The 13467-nt window shown below is 51.3% G+C and carries 11 protein-coding genes; 7 read left to right on the forward strand and 4 right to left on the reverse strand.

The window, feature by feature from the left end; all coding sequences use genetic code 11:
* Window positions 1-24 precede the first annotated feature (24 nt).
* The gene (locus tag BH714_RS14255) at window positions 25-1053 is read right to left on the reverse strand and encodes a TerC/Alx family metal homeostasis membrane protein (protein ID WP_040019064.1); all 1029 of its coding nucleotides are present in this window, start codon (window positions 1051-1053) and stop codon (window positions 25-27) included.
* Window positions 1054-1709: 656 nt separating this feature from the next.
* On the opposite strand from BH714_RS14255, the gene BH714_RS14260 reads away from it, so the two are divergent.
* The 5 genes from BH714_RS14260 to BH714_RS14280 all read left to right on the forward strand — a co-directional run bounded on the left by BH714_RS14260 (window position 1710) and on the right by BH714_RS14280 (window position 8528).
* Complete coding sequence (locus tag BH714_RS14260; RefSeq protein ID WP_040018256.1) at window positions 1710-2267, forward strand: fimbrial protein; 558 nt, start codon at window positions 1710-1712, stop codon at window positions 2265-2267.
* Between the two features lie 55 nt (window positions 2268-2322).
* Window positions 2323-3006: a fimbrial biogenesis chaperone gene (locus BH714_RS14265; RefSeq protein WP_040018259.1), complete on the forward strand. Its 684-nt coding sequence runs from the start codon at window positions 2323-2325 to the stop codon at window positions 3004-3006.
* Window positions 3007-3042: 36 nt separating this feature from the next.
* The gene (locus tag BH714_RS14270; protein WP_040018261.1) at window positions 3043-5535 is read left to right on the forward strand and encodes a fimbria/pilus outer membrane usher protein; all 2493 of its coding nucleotides are present in this window, start codon (window positions 3043-3045) and stop codon (window positions 5533-5535) included.
* A 26-nt stretch (window positions 5536-5561) separates the two neighbouring features.
* Complete coding sequence (locus BH714_RS14275) at window positions 5562-6599, forward strand: fimbrial protein (RefSeq protein ID WP_040018264.1); 1038 nt, start codon at window positions 5562-5564, stop codon at window positions 6597-6599.
* A 108-nt stretch (window positions 6600-6707) separates the two neighbouring features.
* The gene (locus tag BH714_RS14280; RefSeq protein ID WP_040018265.1) at window positions 6708-8528 is read left to right on the forward strand and encodes an integrin alpha; all 1821 of its coding nucleotides are present in this window, start codon (window positions 6708-6710) and stop codon (window positions 8526-8528) included.
* A gap of 66 nt (window positions 8529-8594) precedes the next feature.
* Here the strand turns inward: BH714_RS14280 and BH714_RS14285 are convergent, their stop codons facing one another.
* Entirely contained in the window at window positions 8595-9779 is a 1185-nt protein-coding gene (locus BH714_RS14285) for a BaiN/RdsA family NAD(P)/FAD-dependent oxidoreductase (protein WP_040019065.1), read from the reverse strand.
* Window positions 9780-10008: 229 nt separating this feature from the next.
* Here BH714_RS14285 and pitA point away from each other — a divergent pair, with 229 nt between their 5' ends.
* Complete coding sequence (gene pitA, locus BH714_RS14290; protein WP_014172068.1) at window positions 10009-11508, forward strand: inorganic phosphate transporter PitA; 1500 nt, start codon at window positions 10009-10011, stop codon at window positions 11506-11508.
* A gap of 54 nt (window positions 11509-11562) precedes the next feature.
* Here pitA and uspB read toward each other — a convergent pair whose 3' ends face one another.
* Window positions 11563-11898 (reverse strand): universal stress protein UspB, encoded by a 336-nt coding sequence (gene uspB, locus BH714_RS14295; RefSeq protein ID WP_003861224.1) that lies wholly within the window; start codon window positions 11896-11898, stop codon window positions 11563-11565.
* Between the two features lie 283 nt (window positions 11899-12181).
* Between uspB and uspA the strand changes: the two genes are divergently transcribed.
* Entirely contained in the window at window positions 12182-12619 is a 438-nt protein-coding gene (gene uspA, locus BH714_RS14300; RefSeq protein WP_003861223.1) for a universal stress protein UspA, read from the forward strand.
* Between the two features lie 86 nt (window positions 12620-12705).
* Here the strand turns inward: uspA and rsmJ are convergent, their stop codons facing one another.
* The gene (rsmJ, locus tag BH714_RS14305; RefSeq protein ID WP_040018266.1) at window positions 12706-13467 is read right to left on the reverse strand and encodes a 16S rRNA (guanine(1516)-N(2))-methyltransferase RsmJ; all 762 of its coding nucleotides are present in this window, start codon (window positions 13465-13467) and stop codon (window positions 12706-12708) included.

Genomic DNA, 13467 nt, shown 5'->3' on the forward strand with positions numbered 1-13467 from the left:
CAACCAAAGGTTGCCGTTTTGCTTTTAATGGGCTTCTTTCTTACCCGGGAACATCACGCTGGTGATAATCCCCAGCGCCAGCACGCCAAGCACCACAAACAGGCTCGCCGTGGCACCAATGCTGTAACCGTGGTGCCAGAAGTGATCGGTGGCATTTAATCCGAGCTTGAACGCCACGAAGAACAGCAGCAGCACCACCGCTTTCTCCAGATGCACCAGATACTGCTTCAGCGCTTCCAGCACGAAGTAGAGCGTACGCAAGCCGAGGATGGCGAACATCATTGCGCTGTAAATAATAAGCGGCTCACGGCTGACGGCAATAATGGCCGGCACGGAGTCAAACGCGAACATCACATCAGAGAGTTCCACGACCGCCACGCAAAGCAGCAGCGGCGTTGCGTAGCGTTTCACCTTCTTCACGCGTCCAACCATCACGTCCTGGTTTTCAGGTTTCTCCAGCTCCGCGTCCACCTCTTTCTGGGTCAGAATAAAGGCATTGCTGCTGATTTTAGGCCAGACAGGATAGAAGCGTTTCACCAGACGGTAAGCCAGATGGCCGGAGTAATCTTCAACCTCGTCACTCTCTTCATTACGTCTGAGCATCATCACCGCCGTCCAGCCGACGACCAGCGCGAAGATAACCTCGACGTAAGGCCCCAGACTTAACAAGCTGGTCCCGATGGCCACAAAGATACCGCGGAAAACAATCGCCCCCAGCACGCCCCAGTAGAGGACGCGGTGACGATATTTATCCGGCACGCCGAACCAGGCAAAAATCGCCATCATCACAAACAGGTTATCGACGGAGAGCACCTCTTCCAGCGCGTAACCGGTGAGGAACAGGCTTGCCATCTCTGCGCCGTGGTGAACATACAGGAACCCGGCGAAAGCCATGGCCATCATGACCCAGAAGAGGGACCACATGGCAGCGCTTTTCAGCGAGATCGGTTTATCGTGACGGTGCATAAAGAGGTCGATAAACATCGCCCCGACGGCCATCACTACAAAGACAACAACGGTTTCAGTCGGGAAACCGAGATGAGCAGAAGCCATGAATCTATCCTTAACATTCATCTGCACGCTGGCAGAGACAACGTTTGCAACAAAGAGAAAAAACGCCCGCATCACCGGGCAAGAGAATAATAATAACATTTCTTCGCGCCAGTACGGCAATGTAAATGTGATGTTAAAAATCGCCAGAGAGAGAAGAGATAAAAACGCATAGCGTGCGGATATCGCCTCCTGCAATACGACGGAGCCCCCCTCACCATTACACCTTGCAGAAAGGACAATCATTCTTTCGTAGATTATTCGTTCACTATCCTGAAAATTTTATTATCAGGGCAGCATCCCACATTCGGCGAATAGTAAATAAGCCGTAAAAATCTCAATAAAAATACTGATAAAACCCTGAGAGAATACACGCTAACCAATTGATTTTAAATGAACAAAACGCAAATCACGCCGTTCTCACTTTATTTTTCTCAGGCTCTTGTTAATCTAACTCCAACATATATTCAGACTTCTGACTATGGAAGTTTGCCACCATGACTGATAAGCAATCACCATGACTGATAAGCAATGATGAATACCTGCGCTTACTTTTCGCAATAACTTTATATCCGCATACCGCGGCCACAATAACTCTTTTGAGTTACTAACCTGAAAAATAATGTTCAAACATTTACACACTGAGGAATATTTTAAAAATGAATAAATCTGTCATTACCATGGGAATCTTATTGGCTGCAATTGCCAGCCCGTCCAGCCATGCGGCAGATCCCGGAAAAGGTGCAGGTCAAATCAACTTCACGGGCACTATTACCGCGAGCACCTGTGATGTCGATATTAACGGACAGGGAGGGAACCCAACAATTCAAATGGGCACCATCTCTTCTTCTGCATTTAAAGCGAAAGGCGATGTTGCAGGTATTCACCGTATTCGGATAGACCTGTCTAACTGCGATACAGGCGTCCTTAAAGAAGCCGGAGCACGATTTGGCGGTGCCTATGATCCTATTGATAAAGATCTCCTTGCGCTTAAAACCGGCGACGATGCAGCAACCGGTTTAGGGATTGAATTTCTGAATGAAGATGGAACACAGCTGAAATTGGGCGAGAATCCAAATAAATTTATCCCTATCACCGGTACCGGAACTACGGGTACAGCCACCCTGATGTATTCAGCCCGTTATAAATCATCCGCTGATGCGGTGACCCCTGGTAAGGCAGACGCGGTTGCGGATTACACGATTATCTATAAATAAATTACTCAACTCAGTTCCGGGCAATGAATAATAGCCCGGAACGCAAGGATGTTTTATGTTAAGGAAACGCAATCTGACGCTGCTGGCCCTGCTCTTTGGCTCTTATATATCACACGCCAGTGTGACCTTATCCAACACGCGTGTGGTCTATGATGCTGATAAGAAAGAGAGCAATATTAACGTCAGAAATAATACTGCAACCCCGTTTCTGGTCCAAAGCTGGGTACAGGGCAATGATTCACAGGCTACCAAAGCCCCGTTTGTTGTGACGCCACCGCTTTTCCGCATGGATGCAGGCAAAGCCAACGCGCTACGTATTATCTATACCGGCACAACGTTACCGCAGGATCGCGAGTCCCTTTTCTGGCTCAACGTTAAATCGATCCCGTCCTCATCAAGAGAGGATATCAACAAACTTCAAATAGCGGTAAATACCCGGGTCAAATTATTTTATCGTCCGACGAATTTAGCGGATGAACCGGCTGACATCGGCAAGAACGTTCGGTGGTCTATTGAAAATAATGAGCTCATCGTACGCAATAACTCTTCATATTACATTTCTTTTGCAGAGGTGACGATCAATAACAAAAAATGGTCAGAGTTTGACATGCTGGAGCCTAAAAGCAGCAAAGCATTTACGCTGAATAACTCGCCACTAAAAAACAACGCAACCGTACACTGGAAATATATCAATGATTATGGCGGCAACAGCCAGATAATAACGCAAAAAATAGAATAACAATTTTAACACAATAACCTCGCAGGGGTATTTTTCATGACTATATTTTGGGGCATTCGTCCGGTGCTTTGCTTTGCCTGGATATTACCCAGCGCATTATACGCCAGTGATTATTTCGACCCAGCCTTTCTGGAAACAGGGGGCGCGCCGCGTACCGCTGTCGATCTTTCTCTCTTTGAGAATAAAGAAAGCCAGACTCCTGGCGTTTATCGTGTTGATCTCTTCCTCAACAATAAAATGATCGACACGCGCGATATCACGTTTCGACTCGAAGAGAACGCGCAGCATAAAAATATCCTCGCACCATGTCTTAGCAAAGAGGTGCTCCAGTCGCTTGGCGTTAAAACGGCGGCCTTCCCATTGCTGCAGGACGATACCAAGAGCTGTGCGAATCTGTCGGCTATTCCTCACGCGAGCAGTGAATTTGATTTCAGCGAGCAGGCATTGAGGCTCAGCCTCCCTCAGGCGGCCCTGGACAATCAGGCTCACGGCTACATCGATCCTGCTCGTCGGGAACAGGGTATTCCAGGCCTCACGCTCAGCTACAACTACAGCGGTGCCAGCTGGACATCGAACAACGGGACAGGAACCGATAGTCAGTATCTCAGCCTGCGTCCGGGACTGAATGTTGGTCCATGGCGTTTACGCAATTTTTCGACCTGGAGTAATAGTCAGGGCCAAGCTGGTCGCTGGGACTCCATCTATACCTATTTGCAGCGCGATATTACCGCCCTGAACAGCCAGCTGATTGTCGGAGATAATAGTTCTACCTCTGACGTCTTTGACAGTACGCCGTTTCGCGGCGTGCAGCTCTATTCCGACGAACAGATGCTTCCAGGCAGTTTGCGGGGCTATGCCCCTGTGATCCGCGGTATTGCCCGCACGAATGCCCAGGTCACCATTTTCCAGAACGGTTATAGCATTTATCAAAGCTATGTACCGCCCGGCGAGTTTGTCATCAACGATCTTTACCTTGGCAGCAGCGGCGAGCTGAAAGTTGTGGTGAAAGAGGCGGATGGAAGCGAGCAAGTCTCTTTAGTGCCTTACGCGTCGTTAGCGATTATGCAGCGTGAAGGACAATATAAATATGAAGTCATTAGCGGCACCTACCGTTCCAGCAGCAGCGATGCTGAAAATGCGCCGTTTTCACAAGGAAGCCTGATTTACGGTCTTCCGTGGGAAACCTCGATATACGGCGGCATGCAGGCCGCCAGTAAATACCAGTCCCTGCTCTTTGGCATGGGAAAAAACCTGGGCGATTTTGGCGCACTGTCATTTGATATTACCCAGGCCTGGGCAACCACTAAACAGGCAGAGAAAAATCGGGGGCAGTCGCTACGCCTTCGCTATAACAAAAATCTGCTGTCTACCGGCACTAACGTTGCGATTGCGGGTTATCGCTACTCAACGGCCGATTACTACACGCTGGGTGAAACGCTGAGTAGTTATCACTCGCAGCACTCGCTTCCGGAACGACGTCGTAGCCGTACAGAACTGACGCTTAACCAAAACCTGGGAAATAACCTCGGCTACCTCTCCTCCATGCTGGTGAGCGAGGAATACCACACCAGCAAAAAACGCACCACCTCCGCCACGCTGGGCTATGGCAATAGCTGGAACGGGATCAGCTATAGCCTGAATTACAGCCATCACCTGAACGTGACGAAAGAGGATAACCAGCGTCGCTATAACCAGGACAATCTGTTCAGCCTGAGCGTGAGCGTTCCCCTGGACAAATGGCTCCGCTCCGCGCGCGCCGGTTACTCATTTTCCGCAGCTGAAAACCGCGCGCCTGGTCATAGCGTTTCCCTGAGCGGCAGCGCCCTTGAGGACAATAATCTTAACTGGAGCGTACAACAGAACATCAACCCAGGCAGCCAGGCAAACAGCAGCGATGCATCGCTTAGCTATAGCGGACGCTATGCGCAGGTTGGCGCCGGGTATGGTTATAGCCGGGACGCACAGCGACTGAATTATAACCTGCGAGGGGGCGTGCTGGTTCATCCGCATGGCGTCACGCTGGCGCAATCGCTGGGTGAAACGGTCGCGTTGGTTGAAGCGCCGGATGCGGCAGGCGTCAGCTTGCGTAACCACGCTGGCGTAAGCACCGACTCCCGGGGCTATGCCGTGGTGCCTTACCTGGCGCCTTATCAGGAGAGCACAATCCAACTTCGTCCCGACACGCTCCCAGATGATGTTGAACTGGAAAGCAATAGCCATAAGGTCGTTCCCACCCGGGGAGCCATCGTTCGGGCACGTTTCAGCACGGCGGTAGGTAAACGCCTGATGATGACGCTGACAAATTCGCAGGGCAAACCGATCCCCTTCGGCGCCGTTGTTTCTCAAAACGCCATCAGCAGCATTGTGGGTGATGAAGGCAGCGTATTCCTGACCGGGATGGCGGACAAAGGGACGCTAGACGTAAGCTGGGGTAAGAGGGCCGATCAACGATGTCAGGTTCACTATCAGCTTTCTGGCCAGGAACCCACGATTAGCGGAATTGTGCAGTTAATGCAGACCTGCAAATAGCCCGTTAATAAATTAAGGAATTGAATATGAAAAAATTAGCGTTAGCTGTGTGCCTGGCAGTAGGGGGATTAATAGGATCACCTGCCTTTGCTGCTGTCGAAGGGAGCTGTTGGCCGACATCAAACTCAGGGCAGGCGGCAGAATTTATGATTAATAAAAAACTTACGGCTGACCATATACCCGGCGTGGTACAAAGCGATTGGAATAATGGGGAAGATTTCAGGGGAACTTGCTTTTGTAGAGATTCATCCCAAAGAGAAAGCGTACACTTTAAGTTTACCAGTAACGTGCTGAGCGCGGGAAGTGGTAAACCTAATGGCGATTTTATTTACTATCCATTTGATAATGAGAAAGGTATTAATATTGGTTTTAAGGTGGGCATTGGTGGAAGTGTTGGCCACCCTGTCCCCGTTGATCTGCAAAATAATACGGGTGTCAGTAATCAAAACAACATCAATTTCGACTGTGATGATGTCCATGAAGATCATCCATTTAACACAGGCACTGTCGGCACTGTCTCACTGGAGTTAACCAGGAACATCACAGGCCATCATGAATATCCTGAACGAGAGTTACTTACAATTTACGCTCGGAAAGCATCCGGAGCCTTCGACCTCACAAAACCGTTTGTTAAGCTCAAATTTGAATTGAGTATTACTATCCCACCAAACTGCAGAATTAATGGTGGAGAAGTCATTAACATCCCGTTTGGCGATATCACCGCTAATGAATTCACGCCTGAGGCCAGCAGTAAGCAAAAAAGCATTCCGCTCAAGGTTACCTGTGATGACGAAGCGGATGTCAGCAAGGCGAATATTAAATTTCGCACCTCCGATTTCAATGACGCGGGTTTAATCAGAACCCGTAATAAAGAAGGAGGGGAACGCAACGATGTAGGGATAAAACTAGAACACAACGGTAATAAAATTGATGGTAGCAGTTCGGCGATACCGACACAGGAGGGTAATGTCACGATTATAGCAACACCCGTGCAGCAAGGAGAAAAATCTCCAGAACCGGGAAAATTTGAAGCCACATCAACGCTGGATTTCGAGTTTAAATAGAGAAAAAACTTAACCCACTAAAGAAAGACCTTATTTCACTGTAACTCATCGCACTTTAAAAATGAGTTGCCGGATATTTAAAAATGGATTTGTATAAGGATATAAAACATGAAACTTAAAAATAAAACGCGTGTCGCACTTTACGTTGCAGCCTTAGTAGGTACAGGCTTCACGGCGTCACAGGTTATTGCCAGCGATATCGAACCCTACTCTGCACCTTTCGCCATCAAGGGTGAAAAGAGTAAAGATTATTTCGGTATGACAATGACCACGATCGGTAAGTTTTCCGATAAGGACAATGGCTCGCATATCGCGGGCGAAGATATTGTGATTACAGCCCCCTGGGGAGATAGCGCGAAAGGGCTTGCGTACGTTATTTTCGGTACCTCCGGCGGAAAAACCATGCAGGAAGTGAATAACGTAGGTGAATTCGATCCGCAAAACGCGCTTAAAATCTTCCACAGCAATAAAGCGAATAAGCCTGGCTCAGTGACGACAAAATGGATGGGCGTCGCGGTACGTAAAATTGGTGATATTAACGGCGATGGGTATGACGATTTAGTCATTGCCTCCCACTGGCATGATCAAGTCTATATTATCTGGGGCGGGCCACATCACCGCACGGGCGCACGTCTTTCTAATCAGATAGACCTCAATGATATCGACAATGGCGACTCTCGCCTGGGTATTCGCATCCGTACGGTAACTGCTTCAGGCTCTGCCAATACCGGTGGTTGGTTTGGCACCGCAGTCGGCCCAATTAAATATAAAAATTCTGCAGTGGCTAACAAGATGGTTGATCTCGCTATCGGCGATATCGAAGGCACAGGCGGACGCGGCGGCGCTGTCATTATCTATGGCGCCCAAAAGCCAGGCGACCAGTGGCAGAACATCGATATTAAGCGCAACAGCCTGGGCGACTGGGAGATCCCGGCCACGACTGGCGCCTATATTCGCCCGCAGATGACCGCCACCAACGGTCCGGATAAACCGCTTAATAACAACCTCGGTCAGCAAATCAGTGATGTGGGAGATATTAACGGCGATGGTTTCAGTGATTATCTGATCGTCGACCCGGAATCCGTCAATGAAGGCCGTGTTTCCGATAACAGTGGCACCAACGGACGCGGCACGGCGTATCTCGTTTACGGTAGCAGTTTCAACCAGGGGAATCTCGACATAGCCTCGTTAAATGCGACGCAAGCGACCCGTATTCACGGTATGGGGACGGCTTTCCTTGGTGGTCAGTCCGGGGGAGGAGAAGGGAGTAATGATCATAGCGCCTATACGCAGGACAAGCCCAATAACGGCACCATCACGCCATTAGGTAACCTCCTGAGTACTCACTATAACGCTTTTGCGATTAGCGCCCCTGCCGACATTGGCATCGATAAAAAACGCTCCGGGTTGGTCTGGATCATTAAAGGTAAGACTGATGGCAGTAAGTTGCCCTCCTCTTTGTTCCTCGATGCGGCGCATACCCGGCTTAACTACAACAAAAACTTTAGCGTACGAGATGGCTATGCTATCTACGCCGACAGACCTGGCAGCAAACTGGCAGGGTTCGGGAATAGCATTCTTGGTAATGTGGATTTGAACGGCGACGGTAAGAAGGATCTGGTGATTGGCGATCCGAATGCGCTGAACTCCAGCGGCACTCAGGTTGGGGCCGTGTATGTGATCAACGGCGGCAAAAGCCTTGATGATTATGCTGACGATGAAGGCATGATCAATATTAATACGCTGGTGAGTGAAGGCGTTGCGAAAGTCTACTGGGGTAAAAATCAGTATGAAAAATTCGGCGCCTCCATTGCCGCTGGCAACTTTAATGGCTTCACCCAGGATAGTCTAGCCATTGGTTCTTACCGTGATAACAGCTGGACGGGTAAAGTCACCTTCCGCATTGCGGATTACATCATACCGGATTAATTCTTACATCGCCTGAATGAGGTCACCGCCGGGGAATAGTCACTCCCCGGCATTTTAATGCATATTTTACAGCGCCTGCGCACACGCCCAGGCACTTGCCCATGCCCACTGGAAATTGTACCCGCCGAGCCAGCCGGTCACATCCATCACTTCGCCAATAAAATAGAGCCCCGGCACGTTGCGCGCTTCCATGGTGCGTGAGGAGAGTTCATGGGTGTCGACCCCGCCAAGCGTCACTTCCGCCGTGCGATAGCCTTCGGTGCCGTTGGGCTGCACCCGCCAGGCTGTCAACGTCTCAACCAGCACCGCCTGTTCGCGGCTGTTAAGCTGCTTGAGCGACACATCGGGGATCTGCCCCAGCACCTGCAAACATTCCACCAGACGTTTTGGCAACTGCATGGCCAGCGTGTTTTTCAGGCTTTGATTCGGGTGCGCCGCGCGTTGCTCGTTGAGGAAAGCCTCCAGGTCGCAATCGGGTAGCAGGTTAACCGTGACAAACTCCCCTGGCTGCCAGTAGCTGGAAATTTGCAATACCGCCGGGCCGGAAAGACCACGGTGGGTAAACAGCAGGTTTTCACGGAACACCGTACCGTCTTCAGCCGTAATGACCGACGGCACCGAGACGCCAGAAAGCGTCTGGAGCTGTTCCAGCAGGGGCTTATGCAGGGTGAACGGTACCAGCCCCGCACGGGTGGGCAGCACGTTCAGGCCAAACTGTTCGGCAATCTTGTAGCCGAATGGTGAAGCACCGAGCCCCGGCATGGAGAGGCCACCGCTGGCAATCACCAGGTTATCGGCGCTGACGCTTTCCCCGTTTAACTGCAGCGTGTAGCCCTGCTCATCGCGGGACACCTCCAGCACTTCCGTGCGCAGGCGCATCACCACGCCGCCCTTCTCGCACTCGGCCACCAGCATATCGACAATCTGCTGGGCGGAGTCATCACAGAACAGCTGGCCCAGCGTCTTCTCATGCCATGCGATACCGTGCTTACCCACCAGGTCGATAAAGTCCCACTGGGTGTAACGCGCCAGGGCCGATTTGCAAAAATGACGGTTCTGGCTCAGATAAGCTGCGGGTTCAACATAGAGATTTGTAAAGTTGCAGCGCCCGCCACCGGACATCAGAATTTTACGTCCTGGCTTTTTACCGTTATCCAGCAACAGCACGCGACGACCCGCCTGTCCGGCCATCGCCGCACAAAACATACCCGCCGCACCGGCGCCAATTACCACGGCATCAAACCTTTCCACGTCAAAATCCTCTTCGTTAACTGCCGCGGATTGTAAAGTTTCCTCTGTGGTCACACCAGCGCAATTAACCGAGATATCAGTCATATACTTGAAATATAAAATATATTTCTTTACCTAACGCCAACAAAGCCGAAGTTATATCAAAAAAAAGCTATATTTCACTTTGCCCGCCGCGCATTTGTCCTGGATAATGCGCCGCGTTCATGTCCTCAAAATGGCGTAACGTCCTATGCTACATTTGTTTGCTGGCCTGGATTTACATACCGGGCTTTTATTATTGCTTGCTCTGGTTTTTGTACTGTTTTACGAAGCGATCAACGGCTTCCACGACACTGCAAACGCAGTAGCAACGGTTATCTACACTCGCGCAATGCGATCGCAGCTCGCGGTTGTTATGGCGGCGGTATTTAACTTTTTTGGTGTTCTTCTGGGTGGACTGAGCGTTGCATATGCGATCGTGCATATGTTGCCAACGGATCTGCTTCTCAACGTTAGTTCTGGCCATGGCCTCGCTATGGTGTTCTCAATGCTGCTTGCTGCAATTATCTGGAACCTCGGTACCTGGTATTTCGGCCTGCCTGCATCCAGTTCTCACACCCTCATCGGCGCGATTATCGGTATTGGGTTAACGAATGCCCTCATGACCGGTACCTCGGTTGTTGATGCGTTAAACATCCCGAAAGTGCTGGGAATTTTCGCCTCACTGATTGTCTCCCCTATCGTGGGTCTGGTGGTCGCAGGCGGATTGATTTTCATCCTGCGTCGTTACTGGAGCAATACGAAAAAACGCTCCCGTATTCACCTGACGCCGGCAGAGCGTGAGAAGAAAGACGGCAAGAAAAAGCCGCCATTCTGGACGCGGATTGCCCTGATCCTTTCCGCTATCGGCGTTGCCTTCTCTCACGGCGCGAACGACGGTCAGAAAGGCATTGGTCTGGTAATGCTGGTACTGATTGGCGTCGCACCGGCGGGATTCGTGGTCAACATGAACGCCTCCGGTTACGAAATCACCCGTACCCGTGATGCGGTGAACAATGTTGAAATCTATTTCCAGCAACACCCTGAGCTGCTGAAGAAGGCAACCGGCGTTGACCAGTTGATCCCTTCTCCTGAAGCAGGCGCTACCACTGCGCCGGGCGAATTCCACTGCCATCCGGCAAACGCGATTAACGCGCTGGAACGTGCCAAAGGCATGCTGGGTAATATCGAAAGCTACGACAAACTGTCCGTTGAGCAACGTGGTCAACTGCGTCGCATTATGCTGTGCATCTCTGATGTCACGGATAAAGTGGCGAAGCTGCCAGAAGTGAATGCTGACGACCAGCGTCTGCTGAAGAAACTGAAAGGCGATATGCTCAATACTATTGAGTACGCGCCAATCTGGATCATCATGGCTGTCGCACTGGCTCTCGGTATCGGTACGATGATTGGCTGGCGTCGTGTGGCGACCACCATCGGCGAGAAGATCGGTAAGAAAGGCATGACGTATGCGCAGGGTATGTCCGCGCAGATGACGGCGGCGGTTTCAATCGGTCTGGCGAGCTATACCGGTATGCCAGTTTCGACCACCCACGTACTCTCCTCTTCCGTGGCAGGGACCATGATTGTTGACGGCGGCGGTCTGCAACGCAAAACCGTGACCAACATTCTGATGGCCTGGGTATTTACCCTTCCGGCCTCTATCCTGCTGTCGGGTGGGTTGTACTGGATTTCGCTGAAGCTTATCTAATCGGCAGAACGCGATAAAAAAGCGGGTCAGGAAACTGACCCGCTTTTTTTATGCTCAGTGCCAAATCATCAAGGCAATCATGCTGACCACAACCAGACCACACAGGGCGCTGGTTAAAATGAACTGACGGCGAAGACGCTCGCAACGGCGAATAAACTCTTCATCGTGGTGATCGCGATAGCGCTGGTAATAGATATACCCTACCAGACGCATCTGCTTGCTGGGCTGTCCGTGCGAGGTGAAGAACCCTCCACCGTCCACATACTGATAAAGCAACGGATCGCAACCACGAAGTACCACTAACAGCGCACGTAACGATGAGAAGTAGCGCGCCATATTCACTATGCAAACCACGCATAACGCCCAAAACAATGCGACGGTGCTAATCATACATCCTCCCCGGCGTACGCCCACGAAGCAAGGCCTCTGAGCTACCGCACTCCAGTGCCCTGACAGACAGTTCAGTGAAAGAATGAACAAAAGTCGATCCGGTTCGCGTTTTAATATCCGAACGGCTCATTAAATAGTGTAGGAGATCCGTTAATTTTTTTGCCACAAGGTTAATCGTTATCAACACCAAAGCTTGAAAAATATGTTTTACTGGGCCGTAATGAAAGCATCAGACGACGGCTTTTCCATTTAGTCATCGATAACTTAAGGAAGGAGTAACACTATGGCTTACAAACACATTCTCATCGCGGTAGACCTCTCTCCGGAGAGTAAAGTGCTGGTTGATAAAGCGGTATCCATGGCACGCCCTTACAACGCGAAAGTTTCTCTTATCCACGTTGATGTGAATTACTCCGACCTCTATACCGGTCTGATTGACGTCAATCTCGGTGATATGCAGAAACGCATCTCTGAAGAGACACACCACGCGCTGAGCGAACTGTCCACCAACGCGGGCTACCCTATCACCGAAACCTTAAGCGGCAGCGGCGATCTGGGTCAGGTGCTGGTTGATGCGATTAAGAAATACGATATGGACCTGGTCGTTTGTGGTCACCACCAGGACTTCTGGAGCAAGCTGATGTCTTCAGCGCGTCAGCTGATTAACACCGTTCATGTGGATATGCTGATTGTTCCACTGCGTGACGAAGAAGACGAGTAAGTCTGCTTTCCCTCTCCCACCGGGAGAGGGAACCGTTCGAGCCTCTTTCCAGCGCGGGTTGGGGTGACGGCATCAAACCGCACACCCTAACCTTCCTGTTCCGGCGTCCCCGAATAAATATCAAACCGGTGCCCTTTGGTAACCACCGCATTGGCCGTGGCCACGTCCGCCAGCGGCGGCGCATAGTCCGGACGTTTCACCACCACGCGCTTCGTGGCGAGCTGACGAGCAGGTGCCAGCAAACCATCCGCGTCTAAATCCGGCCCGACCAGCGACTGGAACACCCGCATCTCTTTCTTCACCAGCGCGCTTTTCTGCTTATGCGGGAACATCGGGTCGAGGTAGACCACCTGTGGACGCGGAGTGATATCGGTCAGCGCCGTCAGGCTGGAGGCGTGAATCAACTGCAAGCGCGCCTGCAGCCACAGTCCAATCTCCGGGTCGGCATAGCCGCGCGTCAGCCCGTCGTCGAGCAGCGCGGCCACGACCGGATTGCGCTCCAGCATCCGCACGTGACACCCTACCGAGGCCAGGACAAACGCATCGCGCCCTAAACCCGCCGTGGCATCCACCACGTCCGGAAGATAGCTTCCTTTGACGCCAACCGCTTTGGCAACCGCTTCACCGCGACCGCCGCCGAACTTGCGCCGGTGCGCCATGGCGCCCCCCACAAAATCGACAAATATCCCGCCGAGCCTGGGTTCGTCACGCTTACGTAATTCCAGATGCGCCGGCGTCATCACCAGCGCCATCAGGTTTTCATCATCATGCTCCAGCCCCCAGCGGGCGGCCAGAACAGATAAGGCGCCGTCTCCGGCGCCTGTTTCATCGACTAAACAAATCTTCAC

The sequence above is a fragment of the Enterobacter ludwigii genome, assembly GCF_001750725.1.
Taxonomy (GTDB): domain Bacteria; phylum Pseudomonadota; class Gammaproteobacteria; order Enterobacterales; family Enterobacteriaceae; genus Enterobacter; species Enterobacter ludwigii.

Excerpts from the sequence above, each read along its gene's own strand:
- BH714_RS14255 (WP_040019064.1), bottom strand. The coding sequence starts at position 1,053 with ATGGCTTCTGCTCATCTCGGTTTCCCGACTGAAACCGTTGTTGTCTTT.
- BH714_RS14260 (WP_040018256.1), top strand. The coding sequence starts at position 1,710 with ATGAATAAATCTGTCATTACCATGGGAATCTTATTGGCTGCAATTGCC.
- BH714_RS14265 (WP_040018259.1), top strand. The coding sequence starts at position 2,323 with ATGTTAAGGAAACGCAATCTGACGCTGCTGGCCCTGCTCTTTGGCTCT.
- BH714_RS14270 (WP_040018261.1), top strand. The coding sequence starts at position 3,043 with ATGACTATATTTTGGGGCATTCGTCCGGTGCTTTGCTTTGCCTGGATA.
- BH714_RS14275 (WP_040018264.1), top strand. The coding sequence starts at position 5,562 with ATGAAAAAATTAGCGTTAGCTGTGTGCCTGGCAGTAGGGGGATTAATA.
- BH714_RS14280 (WP_040018265.1), top strand. The coding sequence starts at position 6,708 with ATGAAACTTAAAAATAAAACGCGTGTCGCACTTTACGTTGCAGCCTTA.
- pitA (WP_014172068.1), top strand. The coding sequence starts at position 10,009 with ATGCTACATTTGTTTGCTGGCCTGGATTTACATACCGGGCTTTTATTA.
- uspB (WP_003861224.1), bottom strand. The coding sequence starts at position 11,898 with ATGATTAGCACCGTCGCATTGTTTTGGGCGTTATGCGTGGTTTGCATA.
- uspA (WP_003861223.1), top strand. The coding sequence starts at position 12,182 with ATGGCTTACAAACACATTCTCATCGCGGTAGACCTCTCTCCGGAGAGT.